The 21,682-nt window shown below is 40.9% G+C and carries 20 protein-coding genes; 2 read left to right on the forward strand and 18 right to left on the reverse strand.

The window, feature by feature from the left end; translation table 11 throughout:
• Positions 1-113 precede the first annotated feature (113 nt).
• From NQ550_RS17000 to NQ550_RS17030, 7 genes are all read right to left on the reverse strand, one after another.
• Positions 114-710 carry a hypothetical protein gene (locus NQ550_RS17000; protein WP_025578136.1) on the reverse strand — a complete coding sequence of 199 codons (597 nt, stop codon included), beginning with the start codon at positions 708-710 and terminating at the stop codon, positions 114-116.
• The gene (locus tag NQ550_RS17005) at positions 707-3,145 is read right to left on the reverse strand and encodes a glycoside hydrolase family 3 C-terminal domain-containing protein (protein WP_025578138.1); all 2,439 of its coding nucleotides are present in this window, start codon (positions 3,143-3,145) and stop codon (positions 707-709) included. The genes NQ550_RS17000 and NQ550_RS17005 overlap by 4 nt, the downstream gene beginning before the upstream one ends.
• A 26-nt stretch (positions 3,146-3,171) precedes the next feature.
• Entirely contained in the window at positions 3,172-6,033 is a 2,862-nt protein-coding gene (locus tag NQ550_RS17010) for a glycoside hydrolase family 3 C-terminal domain-containing protein (RefSeq protein WP_025578139.1), read from the reverse strand.
• A gap of 133 nt (positions 6,034-6,166) precedes the next feature.
• Positions 6,167-7,474 (reverse strand): ATP-binding protein, encoded by a 1,308-nt coding sequence (locus NQ550_RS17015; protein ID WP_044996326.1) that lies wholly within the window; start codon positions 7,472-7,474, stop codon positions 6,167-6,169.
• A 23-nt stretch (positions 7,475-7,497) separates the two neighbouring features.
• Complete coding sequence (locus NQ550_RS17020; protein ID WP_025578142.1) at positions 7,498-8,202, reverse strand: LytR/AlgR family response regulator transcription factor; 705 nt, start codon at positions 8,200-8,202, stop codon at positions 7,498-7,500.
• 146 nt (positions 8,203-8,348) lie between these two features.
• Positions 8,349-8,504 carry a hypothetical protein gene (locus NQ550_RS17025; RefSeq protein ID WP_259838183.1) on the reverse strand — a complete coding sequence of 52 codons (156 nt, stop codon included), beginning with the start codon at positions 8,502-8,504 and terminating at the stop codon, positions 8,349-8,351.
• A gap of 134 nt (positions 8,505-8,638) precedes the next feature.
• Positions 8,639-9,409 carry an ATP-binding protein gene (locus NQ550_RS17030; protein WP_025578143.1) on the reverse strand — a complete coding sequence of 257 codons (771 nt, stop codon included), beginning with the start codon at positions 9,407-9,409 and terminating at the stop codon, positions 8,639-8,641.
• A 168-nt stretch (positions 9,410-9,577) separates the two neighbouring features.
• Here NQ550_RS17030 and NQ550_RS17035 point away from each other — a divergent pair, with 168 nt between their 5' ends.
• Entirely contained in the window at positions 9,578-10,225 is a 648-nt protein-coding gene (locus tag NQ550_RS17035) for a TetR/AcrR family transcriptional regulator (protein ID WP_025578144.1), read from the forward strand.
• Here the strand turns inward: NQ550_RS17035 and NQ550_RS17040 are convergent.
• A complete protein-coding gene (locus NQ550_RS17040; RefSeq protein ID WP_025578146.1) occupies positions 10,147-10,773 on the reverse strand; it encodes a DUF3786 domain-containing protein in 627 nt (208 codons plus the stop codon). The genes NQ550_RS17035 and NQ550_RS17040 overlap by 79 nt on opposite strands.
• 322 nt (positions 10,774-11,095) lie before the next feature.
• On the opposite strand from NQ550_RS17040, the gene NQ550_RS17045 reads away from it, so the two are divergent.
• Positions 11,096-11,545, forward strand: a complete 450-nt coding sequence (locus NQ550_RS17045) for an Rrf2 family transcriptional regulator (protein ID WP_025578148.1) — start codon at positions 11,096-11,098, stop codon at positions 11,543-11,545.
• A 261-nt stretch (positions 11,546-11,806) separates the two neighbouring features.
• On the opposite strand, the gene NQ550_RS17050 is transcribed toward NQ550_RS17045, so the two are convergent.
• The 10 genes from NQ550_RS17050 to def are packed head-to-tail and all read right to left on the reverse strand — an operon-like array spanning position 11,807 to position 21,548.
• The gene (locus NQ550_RS17050; RefSeq protein WP_025578152.1) at positions 11,807-12,538 is read right to left on the reverse strand and encodes a thiamine diphosphokinase; all 732 of its coding nucleotides are present in this window, start codon (positions 12,536-12,538) and stop codon (positions 11,807-11,809) included.
• A gap of 8 nt (positions 12,539-12,546) precedes the next feature.
• A complete protein-coding gene (gene rpe / locus NQ550_RS17055; protein WP_025578154.1) occupies positions 12,547-13,221 on the reverse strand; it encodes a ribulose-phosphate 3-epimerase in 675 nt (224 codons plus the stop codon).
• The gene (rsgA, locus tag NQ550_RS17060; RefSeq protein ID WP_025578155.1) at positions 13,221-14,099 is read right to left on the reverse strand and encodes a ribosome small subunit-dependent GTPase A; all 879 of its coding nucleotides are present in this window, start codon (positions 14,097-14,099) and stop codon (positions 13,221-13,223) included. Before rsgA ends, rpe begins: the two co-directional genes overlap by 1 nt.
• A gap of 3 nt (positions 14,100-14,102) precedes the next feature.
• Positions 14,103-16,286, reverse strand: coding sequence for a Stk1 family PASTA domain-containing Ser/Thr kinase (pknB, locus tag NQ550_RS17065; protein WP_025578157.1), 2,184 nt, complete (start codon positions 16,284-16,286; stop codon positions 14,103-14,105).
• Positions 16,280-17,026, reverse strand: a complete 747-nt coding sequence (locus NQ550_RS17070) for a Stp1/IreP family PP2C-type Ser/Thr phosphatase (RefSeq protein WP_025578159.1) — start codon at positions 17,024-17,026, stop codon at positions 16,280-16,282. Before NQ550_RS17070 ends, pknB begins: the two co-directional genes overlap by 7 nt.
• Before the next feature lies 1 nt (position 17,027).
• The gene (rlmN, locus tag NQ550_RS17075) at positions 17,028-18,068 is read right to left on the reverse strand and encodes a dual-specificity RNA methyltransferase RlmN (protein WP_025578161.1); all 1,041 of its coding nucleotides are present in this window, start codon (positions 18,066-18,068) and stop codon (positions 17,028-17,030) included.
• A gap of 3 nt (positions 18,069-18,071) precedes the next feature.
• On the reverse strand, positions 18,072-19,424 hold the full coding sequence (gene rsmB, locus NQ550_RS17080; RefSeq protein WP_025578163.1) for a 16S rRNA (cytosine(967)-C(5))-methyltransferase RsmB: 1,353 nt from the start codon (positions 19,422-19,424) through the stop codon (positions 18,072-18,074).
• Positions 19,417-20,112 carry a zinc metallopeptidase gene (locus NQ550_RS17085; RefSeq protein ID WP_025578165.1) on the reverse strand — a complete coding sequence of 232 codons (696 nt, stop codon included), beginning with the start codon at positions 20,110-20,112 and terminating at the stop codon, positions 19,417-19,419. Before NQ550_RS17085 ends, rsmB begins: the two co-directional genes overlap by 8 nt.
• A gap of 4 nt (positions 20,113-20,116) precedes the next feature.
• The gene (gene fmt / locus NQ550_RS17090; RefSeq protein ID WP_025578167.1) at positions 20,117-21,064 is read right to left on the reverse strand and encodes a methionyl-tRNA formyltransferase; all 948 of its coding nucleotides are present in this window, start codon (positions 21,062-21,064) and stop codon (positions 20,117-20,119) included.
• 7 nt (positions 21,065-21,071) lie between these two features.
• Positions 21,072-21,548, reverse strand: a complete 477-nt coding sequence (gene def, locus NQ550_RS17095) for a peptide deformylase (RefSeq protein WP_008706495.1) — start codon at positions 21,546-21,548, stop codon at positions 21,072-21,074.
• Between the last annotated feature and the right edge of the window lie 134 nt (positions 21,549-21,682).

Here is a 21,682-nt window from a genome sequence, read left to right on the forward strand (position 1 = left end):
AATACTTGAAAACAAAAAAGCACTCACCTATTTCAGGTAAATGCCTTAGTCAAGCGGATATTCACAATCCGCTCTGCTACTTGCTCATAACCGAATAACTGCTCCGCAGTTTATCAGAAAGATTCAGCCTTCCCCTCCGGGAAAATAATTTTAAACACAAAGAAAAAAATCACCATGGAAACTCCACCTGTAATAATTGTCACAAGCATGTTATAGACTGCCGGTGCCACATATGCAGATGCAACTGGCATCCACAGATTATTAAATCCATTACAGATCAGTGAAATTACCACCCATGCTATAAAATACCAGATTGCCTGATATACAGGATTTCCATGGCTTTTAAAAGTAACATTTCTCTGAAGCGGAAAATTGATACACTGTGCAAGAAATGACCCCAATTCATAACTGATAAAATAGCCAAGTCCACCACCGATCAGTATATTCCCCGTTGCATCACGCAATACATTATACCCCAGCAAGCTCCATGTAAATTTTACTCCAAACAGATTCATTGAAACCTTTGGCCACATAAATTCTGTACCAGCCAGACCAATTCCCAAAATCCCTGGTAAAAATGTAAATACAAGATACTGGAATACTGTCACGCCCATACTGAATATAACAAAATAGAATATCTGATAAAGCCATTTTGCAAAAGTAGCATGTTTCTCTTCAAAACATTTCCATATATTTTTTATATGATTCATCTGCACTTCCCTCCGGCTCCTTTTAATAATTTTTCATATTTCTTATTATTTCTTCTGTTTCTGAAATATCCGCCAACTACTTTTTTTACTCCAAGCATAAAATGGCCATTCACAGCATCGACAATTCCATATACCATTTCCATACTGACGGCCCCGCCGGTCATCTTGGCAATCCCCCGAAACGGCATATTGTAAATAAAAAGAATATTCAGATCTGGCTTTCCCTGTGCCTCACTCTTCTTTTTCATTTTTGTGAGATATCTATATATCAGCCTTGCAAGTCGACTTTTTGCATAATACATCTGACAGATTGCATCATTGATTTCCAGATTTCCACTCCATCTCCCGTTCGGTATCTCATGGCCAAGAAGTTCACGAAATTCCTCATCTGATATTTTCTGCACGATTCCTGTATAATAGTAAGGCATTTTTGCCGGATTATACGGATACCCTTTACTATTTCCTATTCTCTCAGTCATACCTGTTAAACGAATATCTGCAACACTGGCTCCTACCATAATCTGATAAGTTCCTGTTTCTATTTCCCACTGTCCCGTTTTTATATTCCAATAACGGAATGTCTTATCATCAAACGGAATCCTGAGCTGTCTGCTTTCTCCTGCCTTTAGATAAACTTTTACAAAACCTTTCAGTTCTTTTTCCGGTCGGAACACGATTGCATTAGGAAGTCCTACATACATCTGAACAACCTCTGCTCCATCTCTGTCACCTGTATTGGTAACCGAAACTTTGATTCCATCCTCTTCTATGATAAGATCAGAATATGTAAATTCCGTATAGGAAAGTCCAAAGCCAAATGGATATTGCACCCGGACTTTTGAAGTATCATAATAGCGATATCCCACATAAACACTCTCTCGGTATTCCGATGTTTTCTCATTACTTGGATAATATCGGAATGCCGGTGTCTGTTCATAAGATATGGGATATGTTTCTGCCAGTCTTCCTGATGGATTCACTTTTCCGGTCAGAATATCCAATGTTGCAGAAGCGCCTGCCTGTCCATTCAGATAGCCATGCAAAATCGCTTTGCAGCAGGTGTGCCATGGCATTTCTATCGCAGATCCTGCACTCAGTATTCCAATAATATTTTCATTCACTTTACTGATATCCTGCAGAAGATCTATCTGATTCTGCGGAATACGCATATGGGTTCTATCCAGTCCTTCTGATTCACTGATCTCATCAAGACCAAAGCAGAAAATCACAATATCTGCGTTCATGGCCAAATTTAATGCAAACTTTCTATCATTCTCATCTACATCTCCATTTCTCTGATAGCCTCTTGTCATCCCCAGAATATTCAGATCATATTGTTGCAAAATCGATGACATATCTTCTACTTTTGTTGGATTGACCATAGAAGACCCTGCCCCCTGATATCTGGGTGAAAAAACAAAATCTCCAATAACAGCGATGGATTTTTTTGTATCCAGCGGAAGAATCTGTTTTTCATTTTTCAGAAGAATCATGCTTTCTGCTGCTGCTTTCCTTGCCAGTTGATGATGTGCATTTCTGTCAAAGTTTTTATCTGAAAGCTTCTTCCCTGATGTCAGTTCCATCACTGCATCCACCAGTTCTCCAACTCTTTCATCCAAATCCGCTTCCTTCAGCGTTCCATTTCGGACAGCAGCAATCACTTCTCTTGCAGAATCGTACCCACAGGACGGCATCTCCAGATTTGAGCCGGCAGCAACACCTTTCACATGGTCATTGCTTCCGCCCCAGTCTGTTACTACAATTCCATCAAATCCCCATTCTTTGCGCAGGATATCTGTCAAAAGATGTTTGTCCTCATTAGCATAAATCCCATTAATCTGGTTGTAACTGCTCATGATTGCTTTTGCGTGTCCTTCTTTAACAGCTATCTCAAAACCGGTCAGATAAATTTCTCTTAATGTCCGTTCGTCAACAACTGCGTCCATTGCCATTCTCCGAAGTTCCTGACTGTTAACCGCCAGATGCTTCGGGCAGGCATAAACGCCTTTACTCTGTATTCCACGAATATATGACGCTGCCATCTTCCCGGAAAGATATGGATCTTCTGAAAAATATTCAAAATTTCTTCCACATAACGGGCTTCTTTTAATATTTAATCCCGGACCAAGCAGGATATTTACATCCATACTTGCTGCTTCCTCTCCAAGGGCCTGTCCAATCTCTTCCCCCAGATCCTGATTCCAGCTGTTTGCAATCGTCGCCGCTGTGGGAAAACACGTTGCGTTCATGGATGCATTCAGTCCCAAATGGTCTCCTGCTCCTGCCTGTTTTCTGATTCCATGCGGTCCATCCGAAAGAAAGATGGACGGGATGGAAAGCCTGTCAATTTCTCTGGTCTGCCAGACAGTTTTTCCACTGAGGATCGCTGCCTTTTCTTCTATTGTCATCTTTTCAATCAATTTTTGCTGTTTCATAACTGTTTTCCATCCCACTTTCTTCCTTATTCAGCATTCTTTCTTTTCTTATATCCTCTGATTACCAGTACTTCCATTCCTGCCATGAAAAGTGCCATTACAATGTCGATACCAATTCCTGCTTTTTTCCAGTTTTCCATACCTGTTTCTTCGTGTTCTCCATCATAAGCCCAGCTGCTTACAACTGTATACATGACATTTTTGCAGGCATTTCTCATCTGAAGTACAGCTGTTGGATGCTCCGGATTGGCTACATTGTTCTCTTCTCCGTTGAATGTGGACAACATTGCATCTACTCCATTCGCCAAAGCTGCATCTGCATTCATAAATCCATGACCATTGTTTCGGAAGAAGTCTGTAAGTGCCATTCCCCTGAATCCCCATTCATCTCTGAGAACTGTATTCATAAGGTTACTGCTTTCTCCAGTCCATTTATCTCCAAGGAAACTCCAGGAAACCATAACCGCATTTGCGCCACCCTGTTTTACAGAAATTTCAAATGGTTTCAGATAGATTTCCCGGATTGCCTGCTCATTTGACCAGACACTTACCATCTTTGCATTTCCCTCATACAGAGCAAAATGTTTGATATAAGAATAAACTCCATATTTTCTTGCTCCTTCTACTGCTTTTGCTCCCATATTTCCTGCAAGAACTCCATCTTCTGAAAAATATTCATAGTTTCTTGCTCCAAATGTGGTTCTATGAGTATTCATACCTGGTGCATACCAGCCCTCTGCACCCATTTCCTGACTGATCTTGCCCATGCATTCACCCCAGGCCTGTGCAAGTCCCTTATTCCATGTGGAAGCAACCACAACTTCAATTGGAAATCCAATAGAACCAACTCCTGTAAAGTTGTTATTAATTGCTGCTGGTCCATCGAAATCAAGTGTAGCCACTTTTCCCACAGAGTCCATGGCTGCTGTCTGATAGCCAGCCATTGCAATCATATTTGCCATTTCATCAACAGTAAGCTGATCCAGAAGTTTTTCCCAACGAGGATCGTCATAATCAGCATCACACATATCAGCTAATGTAAGTCCATTATCTGCTCCCGTTGTCGGCATTACATCCTTATCATTGAGATATGTAGTCTTATCAAAGTTGCTGTTCAAATGATATTCAGAAACATATGGCTCACCCAGCTCTGCAGATGCCGGTGCTGCTGTAGCCTCTTCATAATTTGCAAAATGATCAGCACGTGACAGATATGTCACATCGCCTTTTGCATCTTCAAATACATTTGTTGCTGCAGTATCATCTGATGCTCTTTTATTTTCTCCCTCATATACTACATCAGCATCTGCAGTATAAGTTTTCTGATCCAGCACAGTGTGTGAATCACTGTTAATAGAGATCACGTAATCGCCTTTTTCAAGAACATACGCTTTTGCATTATTCTCATCATAAGAGGCCATATCTTCTATACTGAATGTAACTGTAACAGTCTGAGATTCTCCCGGCTGAAGCAGATCTGTTTTTGCAAACTCGATCAGATTTGCAGAAGATTTCTCAATTCCCCCATTTGTATATGGCGGTTTATAATACACTTCTACTACATCTTTTCCGGCAACATCTCCTGTGTTGGTTACTTCTACATCTACAGAAATCTGTCCGTCTTTTTCCTCCAATTCACCCATTTTCTGTTCAAATTCCGTATAACTCAGACCATATCCAAATGGATACTGTACAGTCTTATCGTAATCAATCGCACCTTCCTGTGCAGCTGTTTCATAGTACTTGTATCCTACATAAATACCTTCCACATAATTGGTAAATGCCGGAGCATACACCTGGGCAGTTCCTGCGTTCATTCCTTCAACGGCCATATCTGCCAGATTTGTATACTCCGTTTTTTCTGCATTATTCCACCACGGAGCAGTCGTCATATCATAAATAAATGTATCCGGTGTTTTTCCGGAAGGATTGACTTCACCTGAAAATACTTTACCAAGTGCATTAAATCCCACATTTCCCGTTCCGGGGCACCATACAACAGATTTAATCTGAGGATATTCATCTGCGAAACCAAGTTCAAACTGATTTGCTCCATTATAAACCACAATCACATTATCAAAGTTTGAACAAACCATATCTACCATATCTCTCTCAGTTTGTGAAAGCTGTAAATAATGCTCTCCCTCAGGAAAATCATCATATTCATCTGAATTATTATCATATGCTGCTTTTCTTACATCCATAGGAATATCATTATGACCTTCACCTGCTTTTCTGGAAAGAACCACAACTGCCACATCAGAATACTCTTTCGCACTTTTAATAAGCTCATCACTGTAAGTATCTACAGGTGGCTCCGGTAATGTCCAGCTCTGTTTCTGGATAGACATTTCCGGATTATCTGCACCATAATTGTTATAAAAATCAACCAGCTCCTGGTTAATAGAAAATCCGGCATTTTCAAGTCCCTGATTCAGACTGACAATATCATACAGATCATTAATTCCACCGGAACCAGCTCCGCCGTAAGCCGGATTAATAGATTCCCAACCAAAAATATTCAGTTTTTTTGTTTCATTTAAAGGAAGCAGGCTTTCATTCTTCAGAAGAACAATTCCGTCTTCCATAATTTCTTCTGCTACTTCCGCAGCTTCTTCATTTGTTTCATCGCTTAAAGTTCCATTTCCCGTTGCCAGTCCAATCAACGTAGACATTGGTCCAAAACAGATCATATTCACGCAGACAACAACTGCAAGAACCATTGCGATCGCAGCTTCTCCTCTTATCAGAAATCTTTTGCCCCTGGACATCCTGCGGCATGCGATCATAATTACGATTCCAATTACAAGTGCAGCAATAATACCGATAATATACGGTTTGCATAATTGTAATACCGCCAGAACATCTTCCATTTCAACACTGATCATTCTCTTTTTTCCTCCTTTGACTCTCTCGCCTTTTTCAGGTATCATTTCCTGTTGGCATTACTATAACATGGTTATTATTTCGTGCCGTTTTTGGCACAAGATGCAGCAAATATGGCACAAAATACCCAGAGCATTACAATACTCTGGGTAAAAGAATCTTTAATTCAAACCAGTTCTGCTGTACTCCAAATACTACAGAACCATCATATTTTTCTACAGCTTTACGAATACTCTTCAATCCAAAACCATGGTTTTTACTATCCTTTTTTGTTGTTGTAATCAGATCCTCTTCATTTTTGGAAATTTCTGCTTCACAATAATTCTCTATCTTGATGAACACAAATCCTTTTTGAGCGGATACTGTCAGATGGATCAGTCTTTTTTCCGGATCTGGAATTAAAATTACATGTTCAATCGCATTATCCAAAGCATTTCCAAATATAGAACATATATCTGTTACATGCATATGATCCAATAATTTTCCATCTGCCACACAGGTAATCTGTATATGATTTTTTCGACAATGGAAAATCTTAGCTGCCAAAATCGTATCAAGTACCTGATTCCCCGTTCTGCTTATATTCTCAAAAGCAGCGATTTCCTTTTCCATGGAATCAATCCATTTTTTTCGTTTCTCTTCATCTGATTCCGCACGAAGTCCCGTTATCTGGTGTTTCAGATCATGGTATTTCATTTGTATGAGATCCAGGCTGTCCTGATAATTTCGGTATTGATCATACTGGCTTTTCAGCATCACGTTCATTACTGAAAGTTCTTTCTCGGCAACATACTCACTGATCCTGCTCTGATAAGCATGCAGGATTGCAATTCCTCCAAAATCGATCAGTGTTCTGATAGAAAAAATATCTGCACGTTCTCTGCTCGCAAATGGTGCATTTTCATTTAAAAAGCTCAGATTACTAAAAGCAAAGATTGCAACAGCCATGATTGCCGCCGCTACTACTTCCTTTACTGTCATCTGTTCAAGATAATTCTGCTTCAGAAGATCTTTTTCTAAATAAATATCAATAGTAAAGCAGCCTCCAAAAACAACCATCGTGATCAGAATTTCAACCCCGAGGCTCTGATTCCCCCATGCCTGTACAATAGATACCATCTGCCACTGCAGCGAAGCTGCAAACTCAGCAAGAACAAATGCACGGGCACAGCAATAAGCCGCTCCCAGAGGCTTCATATTTCCTCCGACCATAAGAAATCCATACATCATACCTGCAGCGATCATCATACAGGGAATCCACAAAATTTCAGTTACGCTGCCTGTCAAAGTCAGAAAAATACTCTGCATTGCCAACATGAAAAGACTGCCTATAAGAAAATGTACAGATTTCATGTTTTCTTTTTTTAGGATATAAAGATAAACCAGACATGATCCCCACTCTGCTATTGCCGTATAAATTCTTGGAATATCCTGATATAACATAGTATCCTCCATTTCGCATGAAATCATTCCATATTGAGGTTTTGCAGAAGCAGATTCATGAATTCTTTTTTTCTGGTTCTGCTGACAGGTATATGTACATTATGGATCACACAATCAGAACCAACAAATCCCTCTACATGATTCATATTTACCAGATATCCCTTTGCACATCGAAAAAAATTATGTACCGCAAGTTTTTCTTCGAGTTCTTTCATCGTAATTCTTGAACAGTAATCTCCTCTCGAAGTATGATAAATTACATTATGTCTCTGCCCCTCAATAAAATAGATATCTGCTATATCTATCTTTACAACTCCTTCCCCAATCGGAATCGTAAGAAATTCTTTAACCTCAGAACGCATACGACCAACTGCTTTATCCAGTTTCTGCGAAAAAGAAAAATACTCAACTGGTTTTACTACATAATCCATTGCATCAACTTCGTATCCACGTACTGCATATTGAATCATATTTGTAATAAACATGATAATTACTTTCTGATCCATCTGACGGATTTTTTCTGCTGCTGTCATACCATCCATGAACCGCATCTGAATATCCATCAGAATAATGTCAAAACCGCCATTGTAATTTTCAGTGATATCTTCTCCATCACCAAATACTGTAACCTTTATTGATCTTCCCCTTTCCGTTTGATATTTCCGGATATACTCTGTTAATTGTTTTACGTAAATTTCTTCATCTTCCACAATTGCAATCTGTATCATCCTATACCCTCCACAAGAATTGCATTTTTTGTAACTGTTCAAGCCCGCACAATATAGTTCCAGGTTTTTACTGTTATTTTATAAATAACTTTTGTTTTAGTATATCACTGCTTCATTCCTGAGTCAAGTGGATGTAATATTACAAATTACACCTGTATAATCTGGTTTTCTTTTATCGTATATCCACAGTTATCGCATACACTGTCGCCAACTGTTTTTCCATCTCTCACAAATACTTCTATATCTGCACTACATTTCGGACATTTAACTTCTTCAATTGAAGTCATGTTTCTGGCGTCCATACATCCTGAAAAAAATCCCATCTTTTCACCTTTTTCCTGTATATATTCTATTATTTTCTTAACCTAATTTTTCTTTTATTTTTTTATCTCATCTACTGCTGTCTGGCTGAAATCATAAAGAGAACCTCCCTCTCTCACAGTCCTAGCTTCTTTACAATTTCTCCCAGTGCACTTCTGACCGGAGAATCTTTCGGAAGCTGTATAATCGGCTTTCCATCACAGTCATACTGATAAACCTGGTTATCATGAGGCACCACTCCCAGCAGCTCCAGTCCCTGATTCCGGATTTCTTCCAGAGTTCCGACGTCCAGTTTTCCATCCGGAACACGATTCACGATTAATCCAGTTTTCTGTGGTTTAAAGTTTAACTCCTTCATCAGCTTTGCAATACGTCCGGCTGCCTGAACACCTCTTCTGGAACAGTCACTTACAAGAATAGCAACTTCCATCATTGGCAGGATTCCTCTGCTGATATGTTCCATACCTGCTTCGTTATCAACCACAATATATGGATAATGACTTTGCAGTTTCTGAACCTGGGTCTGCACAAGGCCATTTACAAAACAATAGCAGCCCTGTCCCTGGGTTCGTCCCATTACCATCAAATCATAATCGTCTTCTTCTGCAATCGCATCAGAAAGACGCATTTCCAGATATGCCTGTTTTGTCATACCGGAGGGAATCTGATATCGTGGGTCTATGCCTGCCCGCTCAATTTCTTCTCTCAGCTCCCCAAGTGTGACCTCCGGCTCAACACCGAGCACTTCGTTCAAATTTGCATTTGCATCTGCATCCACCGCCAGGACCGGACGTTTTCCGCTTTCACATAAATACTGGATCAACAATCCACAAAGAGTTGTTTTTCCTACGCCACCTTTTCCTGATACTGCAATTACATGTCCCATGTTTTTCCTCCTAAAATTCTGAACAATCTGTTGACTTTTTCTTTAAACCTCATTATAGTTGTTACTATATAAATTACAATAATCAGTCTGTGAGATTTGTATGGTTACTCAACACATCAGAAAAATTGTTGAGAAATCATATGATACTAACTAATACAGGAGTATATAATGTCAGAAAAAACGAGAAAACAAGATCGCCGTACCCGCTATACCAGGCAAACCATAAAAGATACGTTCTTAGAATTGTTAAATCAGAAAAGTTTTACGAAAATTACAGTTACAGAGGTCTGCAAAAATGCTGAAATCAACCGTGGCACTTTTTATCTTCATTACTACGATATCTATGATGTATTATCAGATATTTTTAATGATATGACTCAGGATATGTTAACAACTGTAGATCATTTATTCTGTCTAAATCAAAAAAGCTGTTCCTATCCGTTCTGTCAGAAAATACAGATGGAATCACAATACAGGGCACTGTTTCTGGATGATGCAATTGCCCCTATTCTTCTGGAAAAAATAGCAGAAAATACAAAAGAAGGCTATGTGACCTGGCTTATGTCACACAGCCTCCTGACCTTTGAACAGGCAGAATCGGTTTTTTATTTTCAAATGAATGGCTGCCTTTCCATCAACAGACTGATGCTCCGCAATCACTGTAATGACTGGAAACAGATTCAGACAACAATTGACAAATTTATCAAATCCGGGCTGGAAAGTTTTCTGATTCATGATCAGAGAGAAGAAAATGCTTCCGATAATTTTTGCAGCAAAATTTCTCCAACTGTTACCGCATCTTCTACACTCAGATAATGATCGGCATGATCCTGAAGAAATATTTTGCCAGATGCAGGAAATTCTTCATCTGCAAACCATATCTTTAAAGTTACCGGATATCTTGGCAGAACTGGAAAAACAGCACACAGATCCGCCTTTGTCTCTGTGAATTCTGCACCCAGGTTTTTACATGCTTTCTGAATTTTCTCAGGATCTTTATCCTGCAAAAGCTTTTCCAGTTTCTGCTCTGCAGTCCGGTCGAACTTGGTTCCTCGAATCAATCCATCTTTCAGGTTACCAAAAGTAATGAGTTTCTGTGAACCTTCTGTTCCATCGGCCATATCCAGATAATGCAGCAATGTCAGATAATGCCATTCGTCCATGTCTGAGTTAATACAAAATTCAGGGAGTTGAATTTCAATCGTTTCATAAAAACTCAGTACTTCAAGCACATTTCGGCTGCTATGAAAAACAGCCCCACTTTTTGCAGCAATATCCTCTCCGGAACGATTTTGCAGCCGTTTTACTGCTGCCTGCAACATTTCCTGAAATGCACGATTTTCTGTTTGATTTTTGTATTCCATAAGTTCTCCTTTGTGAATATTTTATCACATCATATAATAATCAATGTTTATTCAAGGATTTTGGTGGTTTCATAAATTTGTCTACGATCAGCAGATTATACAATCCTCCGTAAGTTTCATTCCTGTGTTGACTTTTCCTTTAAATTTCATTATAGTTGTAATTATATTATTTACAATCATCAAAATAATAAATATGCACAGTTTCTCAACATATTGGAAAGAACTGTTGAGAACTTGAAATGTTTTAGATAAACCAGAAATATTTTTGTCTCAAAAATGTGAAAGCAAAATCATTATATCATACTACAAGGAGTTTCTTATCATGAAATATTCAACGAAATTAAGTGATACTGTTCATGTGATGGTTCTGATTGCTATCAACCAGGAAAAATCTCTCTCCAGCGCCTCAATTGCAGAAAGTGTCCATACAAATCCCGGCTTTGTACGCCAGCTTATGTTAAAACTAAAAAAGGCCGGACTTATGACCAGTGTAGCCGGACATGCCCATCCTTCTCTTTCAAAACCGGCAGACCAGATTACATTGCTGGATATTTATAAGGCAGTTGAAGGTGAGAAACCGCTGCTTCATTTAGATACTCATACCAATCCTGATTGTGGTGTTGGTATTAATATTCAGTTATCTTTGCAGGGATTTTATAATGAAATTCAAAAAAACGCTGAAGAAAAGATGAATACGATTACTTTACAGGATATCATAAATACTTATTACCAGAGAACATCCATGCAAAATGATTTACAGAATATTATATAGCAGGAGAAACGAAAAAGGACTTCCAGATATGGATTATCTTCTAAATGATGACAAATCTGATAACGATTTGGCGAGGAAAATTTTTATATTTTCTAATCCAGGAATTTTCTTGTTATCATGCCCGCCTCCGTGCGGGCATTTTTTAATTCAGCAGAGCACCGCAGGCGGTCTTTCCTATAAAGTAAAAAAGCGGTCAATTCAGCTCATCTGCAAGCTCCAGTGCCTCCCTGGGAAACTCATCAAAAAAACGTGTCTTGTGTTTTAGTCTCTTGACATTATCATAAGCAACACCCCTGAGCTAAATGTAACTCTGGCATGTTCGCTGATGATCTCATTGCTTACAGTAAGTCCACTGTCTGCTACTGTCAGACAATAGTTACTCAGGGGATATTTAAATCCTTCCAGAGTCAGATCTGTCACATTTCCTCCAAATGGAAAAAATGACACATATTTTCCAAACTGTTCTGACTTTTTCAGAACTGTTCCGTCTGAAATAAGCTTCATATAATTATACCGATCCACAAGTGTTACTTCTGCCCCCTGGTTTTGTGCCAGGACAAGGAGTCCGAAATTCGCCATCAGATGATCTACTCTGTTTCCTGTCACACCAAAGATCACTATCTTTTTCGCACCGGTCCTGATCGCATAATTCATGGCAGACTGTGTATCTGAATCATCTTTTTCCGGTCTCAGGCGGATAACTTTTATTTCTTTTTTCTCATTTCCAAAGCCTTTTTGCAATTTCCACTCAGTCATTCCCCCATAGGGAATTTCACTGTCCATACTTCTTTCTTCATGAATTTCCAGAAATTTTTTTCCATCTTCAGACAGACTGTCAAAATCTCCAATAACTACATCCGGCAAAAGCTGATGCTCCAGAAAGAATTCCAGCCCTTTATCAGCTGCAATCAGACAGGCTTCATTCTTTTTTAAAAAATCGAGGGCAAAATCACTGTGGATATTGCCCCCGCTTACAATTATCGTATCTATCATGCTCTTCCTCAGTCAATCCTTCTTATGATCTCATCCATTCGTTCTCTGGCATGTTTTACATTTTTTGCCAGATCATCGTTGAAAACATAAGAACCTGCTACCAGCAGATTTGCACCTGCTGTGAGCACTGTCTCCATTGTCTCATCATTGATGCCACCATCAACCTGAACATCTACATCCAGATTCTCGGCCTCGATCAGTTCACGTACTTCCCTGATCTTCTCCGTACATTCTTCCATATACTTCTGACCGCCAAATCCCGGCTGTACAGTCATGATCAGAACCATATCCACATCGCTGAGCATATGGCTTATATCATTTACAGGTGTAGCCGGTTTGATGGAAACCCCCACCTTCACACCTGCTTCCCTGATCTGTTCAATAGTTCTCTCAAGATCTTCACATGCCTCCGCATGTACTGTAATGGAATCTGCCCCACATTCCACAAAATCTCTGATATATCTCTCAGGCTCTGTAACCATGAGATGTACATCAAAAAACAACTTTGATTCCTTTCGGATAGACTTTATCACCGGCATTCCAAAAGAAATACTCGGTACAAAATCACCATCCATAACATCAATATGAAGCCATTCAATCCCCTCTTTTTCCAGGGTTTTGATCTGTTCGCCCAAACGGTTAAAATCTGCCGATAAAATAGAAGGGCACAACTGATACATAATTAGAATCTCCTTTTCTCTTTTAATTCATTATAAAGTCCCAGATAATCTTCATAGCGAAGCTGGCTGATCTTATGCTCTGCCAATGCTGCTTTCACGCCACAGTCCGGTTCATGGATATGTCTGCATCCCTGAAACCTGCACTGTTCTTCATATCTGCGAAATTCTGGAAAATATGCCTTAAGTTCCTGTTCTTCTATATCTGTCAGATATAAAGAAGAAAATCCCGGTGTATCCATCAGATAAGTATCATGTCCCACCGGTATCACCTGAGAATGACGCGTGGTATGCTTTCCACGTTTCAACTTCTTACTTATCTCCCCGGTTTCCATCTGTACATTTTCCTGCAGTGCATTGGTGATTGAAGATTTTCCTACACCGGAAGGTCCTGCAACTACAGTTGTTTTTCCTTTCAGGATCTCATGTATCTCATCCAGTCCCTCTCCATTAAAAGTACTGGAAAAAATCACATCATATCCACAGCTCTTATAAGTTTCATATAAAAACTCCAGTTCTTCCTGTTTTGCAAGATCTTTCTTGTTAAAACATATAACAGCCGGAACATTCTCTTTCTCCATCATGATCAGAAAACGGTCAAGCAGCATAAAATTAGGTTTCGGACTCTCCATCGCAAAAATCACAAAAGCCTGATCCACATTGGCAACGGCCGGACGGATCAATGAATTTTTTCTGGGAAGGATGGCAGTCACACTGCCTTCCTTCTCCTGTTCATCCAAAACCTCTATCTCCACATTATCCCCTACAAGAGGTTTCTGTTTATCTTTTCTGAATATTCCCTTTGCCTTGCATTCATAAATCTCATCATTTTCTGCATAGATGTAATAAAATCCTGCAATTCCTTTGATTATCTTTCCCTGCATGGATCATTCAGCCTTAGCAAATGTAATAGAATAATTTCCGAGTTCCTTATAAGTGCCGTTAATCTGTTCAGACAGATACAAAGTACCCTCGCTGATACCAGGTGCACCTGTGATATTCAGATCATACGGGAACTGGATTACCTGATCTTCCAGAACAACTGAAGCAGTCGGTGTTCCGTTTACATTCTGGATCAGTTCCAGACGTACCGGACCTCCGGAATATCCTGACGGAGTATTCAGAGTCTGTGTACATTTCCATACTTCCCCGGCTGCTGCCGCCGCACTGTTATCTGCTGTCTGTGCCGGAGCATCAGATGATGCAGCAGTATCTGCGCTGTCACTCTGAGCCGAAGGTTCCTGATCTCCGGTACTTACTGTGATTACAACATTTACATTATCCGGATCTTCCCAGTTTCCAGCTTCCGGTTCCTGTGAAATTACTTCTCCTTCTGCCACCTCTGTACTCTTTTCCTCTTTTACTTCCACATTGAGGAACTTACCAAAAGTAGTAACTGCATCATTCTTTGTCATCCCGACAACACTTGGAACCTCCACACTGTCTCCATAGTCCACGCCTCGACTGACAAGCAGTGTTACGCTGTCCCCTGCTGAAACAGAGTTTCCGGCTGCCGGAGTTGTGGAGACTGCATATCCCGGATCTGTAACCGGAGTACCATCATCATTTAATTCACTGTATTCTTTCTGTATCTCAACAGTTAATCCCATATCTTCCAGAGTCTGCTGTGCGTCTACTCCGGTCTGTCCATCCACATCCGGAATTGTGATCTTCTGCGCACCCTTGCTGATATAATACTTAATGGTCGTATACTGCTCTACTTTACTTCCCTTTGGAATATCCTGTGAAGAAATGGTTCCTTTTGCCTGATTTGAAGCCTCCTCGCCCATAGGCTGAATACCCAGTTTCATATCCTTTGTGATATTCTTTGCTTCATCCTCTGTTTTTCCTACCAGATTCGGCACAGTTATCATTCCGTCATCATCTGATTCCGATGTATCTGAGGCCTCAGTTTTTTTGTCTGTATCATTGTTACTTCCAATAAGTCCGGACGCCTTTCCTGCGATCAGAATGATTGCTATCAGAATCACAACACCCATCAGAAGCATTACAATAGTCAGCCCATGTCCGCCTCCTTTTTTCTTTTTCTCAGGCTTATCTGATTTCTTCCTGTGCTTTTTCACTTCCGGCTCATCATCATAATCTGTTTCATTGATTTCTTCTTCCAGAGCCTCAGGTTCTGACTTTGCGATCTGCTTCGGCATATGTTTGATCTCGCCAAGCTCCTTATCTGAGATCACAACTGTTTTTGCTTCGTTATCCACAGACGTCAGCGTTACGAAATCTCCCTGTGGATCGATCAGAGAATGCTTCAGATCTGCGATCACATCCTCCATATTCTGATAACGGCGATCCACGCTTTTCTGTGTACATTTCAGAATGATCTGCTCCAGACTGTGGGGAAGCTCCGGTGTATAAATACTTGGAGGAACAATCTCTTCCTGAAGATGTTTGATAGCAATAGCTACTGTGGTATCTCCGTCAAAAGGAACCTTCCCTGTAACCATTTCATACATTGTAATACCCAGTGAATAAATATCACTCTTCTCATCACTGTATCCGCCTCTGACCTGTTCCGGTGAACTGTAATGAACAGATCCCATTACATTTGAGCTTATGGTATTGGAAGAAGCGGCTCTTGCAATACCAAAATCTGTTACTTTTACCTTTCCATCCATGGAAATGATAATATTCTGCGGTTTTACATCACGATGTACAATCCCATGGCTGTGTGCAGCTTCCAGTCCCATGGAGACCTGGATTGCAATACTGGTTGCTTCTTTTACAGAAAGCTTTCCCTTTTTGGAAATGTACTCCTTGAGAGTAATTCCCTCAATAAGCTCCATAACAATGTAATAAACTCCGTTATCGTCACCAACATCAAATACATTCACTATATTCGGATGTGTCAGGACTGCTGCAGCCTGAGCCTCACTTTTAAACTTGCGGATAAACGTCGTATCCTCTCTGAATTCCGGCTTAAGAACTTTTACAGCAACAAACCGATTCAGCTTATGGTCTTTTGCCTTGTATACGTCCGCCATTCCGCCGGTACCAATTTTTCCTAATATCTCATAGCGTTCTGCTATGATCATTCCCGTTTTTAACATGCTTTCACCTCGTCTGTGAATGGTTCTACCAATACAATTGCAATATTATCCTTGCCGCCATTGCGGTTTGCTTCTCTTATAAGTATCCTGCCTTTTTCATCCAGATCTGTAGATGTGTCAGAAATGATTTCCCTCAGCTGGCTGTCCTCAACCATATTGCTGAGCCCGTCCGAACACATCAAAACTACATCTCCGGGTTCCAGTTTCAGGTCAAAGAAATCAATATCCACTGTTTTCTCTGCTCCAAGTGCTCTTGTAATGATATTTTTCTTCGGATGCTTCCTTGCCTGTTCAGGGTCAAGTTCTCCCATTCTTACCATCTCCTGCACCAGTGAGTGATCCCTTGTTATCTGCTGAATCTTCTCTCCGATCACATAAAGTCTGCTGTCACCTACATTTGCCACATAAGCGTAATGTCCTACGATAGTAGCTGCCACTATCGTTGTTCCCATTCCTCTGAGTTTCTCATCCTGCTGTGCCTGGGTAAGAATCTCGGTATTTACACATTCAATGGCATGACGAATTACCTTTACCGGATTAAAATCCGCATCCTGCCGGATTTCCTCCACCATGGATGTAACCGCATGAGAGGATGCATAATCACCTGCATTATGACCACCCATACCATCTGCAACAACAAACAGATTCGGAAGATTTCCAACCGGGTCAGCAGTTGCGAACACATAATCCTGGTTCATCTTCCGCTTTTGCCCGACATCAGTAGCTGAATATATCCTCATGTCACTTCTCGCTTTCTGTTTTTTCCATATAACTTTTTCTTAACTGTCCACAGGCACCATCAATATCACTGCCCATTTCTCTTCTAATAGTAACATTTATTCCACATTTTTCAAGTTTTATTTTGAAATTCTCCACAGCCTGTCTTGTTGAACGCACAAAGGAACGTTCCTTAATAGGGTTTACCGGGATCAGATTTACATGGCAGTTCATATCTCTGATTCTGCCGGAAAGTTCCCTTGCATCCTCATCGCTGTCATTAACTCCGGCTACCAGACTGTATTCAAATGTGATCCTGCGCCCGGTTTCTTTAAAATAATAACGGCAGGCTTCCAGAACCTCATCCATGCTGTATTTGTTTGCGATCGGCATCAGTTCCCGTCGCTTCACATCATTAGGTGCGTGAAGGGAAAGTGCAAGTGTCATCTGAAGCTTTTCTTTTGCAAGGTCATAAATCTTCGGAACCAGCCCACAAGTAGATACAGTCAGGTTTCTCTGACTGATATGAAGTCCTCCGTCTTCTGTCAGGATATGTATAAACCTGAGAAGATTTTCATAATTATCAAGAGGTTCCCCCGTTCCCATGACCACAACATTGGAAACTCTTTCTCCTGTCAGAGCCTGTATCCTGTATATCTGATCCAGCATTTCTGACGGGAGAAGACATCTGGTCAGTCCTCCTATGGTAGATGCACAGAATCTGCATCCCATGCGGCATCCCACCTGAGAAGAAATACAGACAGAATTTCCATGTTTATACCGCATGAGAACACTCTCTATCACATTTCCATCACTGAGACGGAACAGATACTTCTGTGTACCGTCAATCCGGGATGTCTGTACATCTACCATCTTCAGTGCTGTGACAGGATATTCTTTCAGTTTTTCCCTCAGGCTTTTGGAAAGATTGGTCATCTCATCATAAGAAGTAACAAGGTGTTCATGCAGCCAGCTGTAAATCTGCTTCGCACGAAAAGGCTTATCTCCCAGAGTGGTCATCAGTTTCTTTAATTCGTCGATCGTCATTGACTTAATGTCTGTCATTACTTATTTTCTCCTGAATTTTGCAATAAAGAAGCCATCTGTTTTGTGTACTCCCGGCAGAAGCTGAAGATAACCCAGAGCTGTTGTCTCAGAATGCAGTTCTTCCGGAAGATACGGATCAATACTCTCCAGTTTGAATGGATGATTATTCATAAACCACAACATGTTCTCTTCATTCTCTTCCTTTGCGATAGTACAGGTACTAAATACCAGCACTCCGCCCGGTTTCACATATTCTGCCGCATTGTCAAGGATTGTTCTCTGAAGGATTACAATCTCTTCCTGCTTCTGTGCAGTCACCCTGTATTTGATCTCCGGCTTCTTTCCAATTACTCCATATCCGGAACATGGGACATCTGCCAGAACGACATCTGCCTTGAGTTCTGAATCTACATCAAATACCGTAGCATCCATCACATGAGCCTGCACATTAATGCAGTCTGTTCTGTGAATATTCTCTTCGATCATATCCACTTTGTACTGGCTGATATCGCGTGCATCTACTGTTCCGTAATCTCCCATTTTATCTGCAATATGGAGACTCTTTCCACCAGGTGCTGCGCACATATCTATCACATAATCCCCTTTTTGCGGATCTGCAATTTCTGCCACCAGCATGGAGCTTACATCCTGCACCTGGATTTTCCCCTGTATAAATGCATCCAGTGCAAGAATATGGTTATAATTTGAAATTTCATATGCATAGGGAAGATAAGGTGCAGGTTTCACTTCCACTCCCTGATCGACCAAGCTCTCATAAATCTCTTTCTGTGGATATTTATGAGTTCTGCAGCGTACTGTGATCGGTTTCTCAGTGAGAAAATCTGTAAGGATCTTTTCTGTTTTTTCTTCCCCGTAATCCTCAAGCCAACGGTTTACCAGTGTTTCCGGCATAGAATATCTGACAGACAGATATCTGACCGGATTTTCTTCCCTTGAAGGAAGTTTCAGATTTTTCCACTCTCTGGCAATCGTACGAAGAACACCGTTTACAAAAGGTTTCAGGCTGTAAAAGCCTTTTCTCTGTGCCAGCTTCACCGCTTCATTACACACTGCGCTGTCCGGCACACTGTCCATAAACCTGATCTGATAAACTGCACTTCTCAGGATTTCCCTGATCACAGGCTTCATTTTATCTACAGATACTTTTGAATATGAATCAATAATATAATCTATTAAAATACGATATTCCAGTGTTCCTTCACAGACTCTGGTAATAAAAGCTCTCTCCTGTCTTGGAAGGAACTGATATTTGGAAAGAGCATTGCGGATTGCAATATGGCTGTGTTTTCCCTCTTCCTCAATTTCCAGTAATATCTGTAATATCAGTTCTCTTGTATTTATTCCATTAGTCACGGTCTCTTCCTCCGGCAAGTATGATCAGTCTTAAAAGCTGCAGGATTGATGAAGCAAGTGCTGCAACATAGGTGAGTGCTGCCGCTGTAAGAACCTTCCTTGCACCTTTTACCTCATCGTTTCCAAGCATTCCTGAACTTCCAAGCATTTTCAACGCTCTTGAAGAAGCATTGAATTCTACCGGAAGAGTTACAAGCTGAAAAAGAACCGCAAATGTAAACAAAATGATTCCAACAGTCAGCAGTGGACGGATTGAGAAAATCAGTCCTGCCAGAAACAATGGCCAGGAAAGTGTGGAACCGATGTTTGCAACAGGCACAATCGCAGAGCGAAGATTCAATGGCACATAGTTAGTCGCATGCTGAATAGCATGTCCACATTCATGCGCAGCCACCCCGATCGCAGCCACAGATGTTTTATCATATACATCCTGGGAAAGTGCCAGTTTCTTACTTCCCGGATCATAGTGGTCTGTCAGGCTGCCGGATATGGGTACTACCGTAACATCCGTAATTCCCGCCATACGAAGAATCCGTCTGGCAGCATCGGCACCTGTAAGCCCCGATGCACTGCGCACTCTGCTGTAAACAGAAAACGTACTCTTTACCTTTGCAGATGCCAGTAAAGACAGCACCATTCCGATAACGAGCAGTAAATACGTAGGATCAAAATAATAATATCCGTACATCTAATCACTCCTTATGATCTGTAAAAACAATTCCATTTTCAATGTGATATCCCCGGAGAAAGGCTTCTGTTTCCATACGCTTCTTACCTTCCAGCTGTACCTCTGTAAGAATCAGCACTCCTTCTCCACATGCTGTATGGATCCCCTCTTTATCCGCCAGGAAGATTGTTCCCGGAACAGCATCTGTTTTCTCAGTGCTGACTTTACATTTCCACACTTTCAGAGTTTTTCCATTAAGAAATGTATAAGCACTTGGCCATGGATTCAGGCCGCGTACAAGGCGTTCCAGTTCTTCTGCAGATTTTCTGAAATCCATCAGTCCCATCTGTTTGGTGATCATAGCCGCATAAGGTGTAGGACTCTCCTCCGGCTGTTTTTCAAACTCCGCAGTTCCCTGCTCAATAGATGGAAGCGTCTTGATCAGCAGATCCGCACCGGCCTGCGCAAGTTTTCCAAACAGGCTTCCACCTGTTTCTGTCGGAGAGATCGAAATCACTATCTTTGAAATCATATCACCGGTATCAAGACCTTCTCCCATCTGCTGGATCGTTACACCTGATACTTTTTCCCCGTCGATCACAGCCTGCTGGATAGGCGCTGCTCCTCTGTATTTCGGAAGAAGAGACGCATGAATATTGATACATCCAAATTTCGGAAGCTCCAGGATTTCTTTTGGAATAATCTGTCCATATGCAGCAACAACTATGATCTCAGGATTGATTTCTTTCAGAATCTCCAGAAATTCAGGGTTATTTCTCACTTTCTCCGGCTGATATACCGGAATATCGTGCATAACGGCTTCTTCTTTTACAGGTGTTGGCAATAATGTCTTACCTCTCCCTTTGGGTTTGTCAGGCTGAGTCACCACTGCTGCCACCGCATATCCGGCTTCTGTCAGTGCATGTAATGACGGCACTGCGAAATCCGGTGTTCCCATAAATACTATCTTCATTTGATTATCACTCCTCATCCTCATCATAGGAAACCTGATGAAGTTCTCCTTCTACCAGTTCTGTATACATATGTCCGTCCAGATGATCGATCTCATGGCAGAAAGCACGCGCAAGAAGACCTTCCCCTTCATATTCTACTTCATTCATATCCTCATCCAGAGCTTTTACCTTTACATAGTTCGGACGTGTTACCTGACCAGCCATTCCAGGTACACTTAAGCATCCTTCATCACCAGTCTGTTCGCCTGATGTTTCAAGGATTTCAGGATTGATCAGCACGATAGGACCCTCTCCTATATCGATCACAACAATACGCTTCAGCATACCTACCTGTGGTGCAGCGAGGCCAACTCCCATTGCATCATACATGGTTTCAAGCATATCCCCGATCAGATCATGAATACGTGGTGTCATTTTTTCTACCGGTCTGCTGACCTTTGCAAGTACTTCGTCGCCCTGTAATCTGATTTTTCTAAGTGCCATTTCTTTATTCTCCTCTTCTTTGATTATGATGTTAGAATCAAAAGATATTTTGCCCCTAACCTGATATCTTGATTATTGTTATATCACGATTTCAGAAATTACTGCCTTCCGGTTTTCCCTTCTGCAGCAGATTA

The organism is Blautia wexlerae DSM 19850 (assembly GCF_025148125.1).
Lineage (GTDB): Bacteria > Bacillota > Clostridia > Lachnospirales > Lachnospiraceae > Blautia_A > Blautia_A wexlerae.

What these genes read in the sequence shown, in the direction of transcription:
- NQ550_RS17000 (WP_025578136.1), bottom strand. Translation starts at nt 710, where the DNA reads ATGAATCATATAAAAAATATATGGAAATGTTTTGAAGAGAAACATGCT.
- NQ550_RS17005 (WP_025578138.1), bottom strand. Translation starts at nt 3,145, where the DNA reads ATGAAACAGCAAAAATTGATTGAAAAGATGACAATAGAAGAAAAGGCA.
- NQ550_RS17010 (WP_025578139.1), bottom strand. Translation starts at nt 6,033, where the DNA reads ATGATCAGTGTTGAAATGGAAGATGTTCTGGCGGTATTACAATTATGC.
- NQ550_RS17015 (WP_044996326.1), bottom strand. Translation starts at nt 7,474, where the DNA reads ATGTTATATCAGGATATTCCAAGAATTTATACGGCAATAGCAGAGTGG.
- NQ550_RS17020 (WP_025578142.1), bottom strand. Translation starts at nt 8,202, where the DNA reads ATGATACAGATTGCAATTGTGGAAGATGAAGAAATTTACGTAAAACAA.
- NQ550_RS17025 (WP_259838183.1), bottom strand. Translation starts at nt 8,504, where the DNA reads ATGGACGCCAGAAACATGACTTCAATTGAAGAAGTTAAATGTCCGAAA.
- NQ550_RS17030 (WP_025578143.1), bottom strand. Translation starts at nt 9,409, where the DNA reads ATGGGACATGTAATTGCAGTATCAGGAAAAGGTGGCGTAGGAAAAACA.
- NQ550_RS17035 (WP_025578144.1), top strand. Translation starts at nt 9,578, where the DNA reads ATGTCAGAAAAAACGAGAAAACAAGATCGCCGTACCCGCTATACCAGG.
- NQ550_RS17040 (WP_025578146.1), bottom strand. Translation starts at nt 10,773, where the DNA reads ATGGAATACAAAAATCAAACAGAAAATCGTGCATTTCAGGAAATGTTG.
- NQ550_RS17045 (WP_025578148.1), top strand. Translation starts at nt 11,096, where the DNA reads ATGAAATATTCAACGAAATTAAGTGATACTGTTCATGTGATGGTTCTG.
- NQ550_RS17050 (WP_025578152.1), bottom strand. Translation starts at nt 12,538, where the DNA reads ATGATAGATACGATAATTGTAAGCGGGGGCAATATCCACAGTGATTTT.
- rsgA (WP_025578155.1), bottom strand. Translation starts at nt 14,099, where the DNA reads ATGCAGGGAAAGATAATCAAAGGAATTGCAGGATTTTATTACATCTAT.
- pknB (WP_025578157.1), bottom strand. Translation starts at nt 16,286, where the DNA reads ATGTTAAAAACGGGAATGATCATAGCAGAACGCTATGAGATATTAGGA.
- NQ550_RS17070 (WP_025578159.1), bottom strand. Translation starts at nt 17,026, where the DNA reads ATGAGGATATATTCAGCTACTGATGTCGGGCAAAAGCGGAAGATGAAC.
- rlmN (WP_025578161.1), bottom strand. Translation starts at nt 18,068, where the DNA reads ATGACAGACATTAAGTCAATGACGATCGACGAATTAAAGAAACTGATG.
- NQ550_RS17085 (WP_025578165.1), bottom strand. Translation starts at nt 20,112, where the DNA reads ATGTACGGATATTATTATTTTGATCCTACGTATTTACTGCTCGTTATC.
- fmt (WP_025578167.1), bottom strand. Translation starts at nt 21,064, where the DNA reads ATGAAGATAGTATTTATGGGAACACCGGATTTCGCAGTGCCGTCATTA.
- def (WP_008706495.1), bottom strand. Translation starts at nt 21,548, where the DNA reads ATGGCACTTAGAAAAATCAGATTACAGGGCGACGAAGTACTTGCAAAG.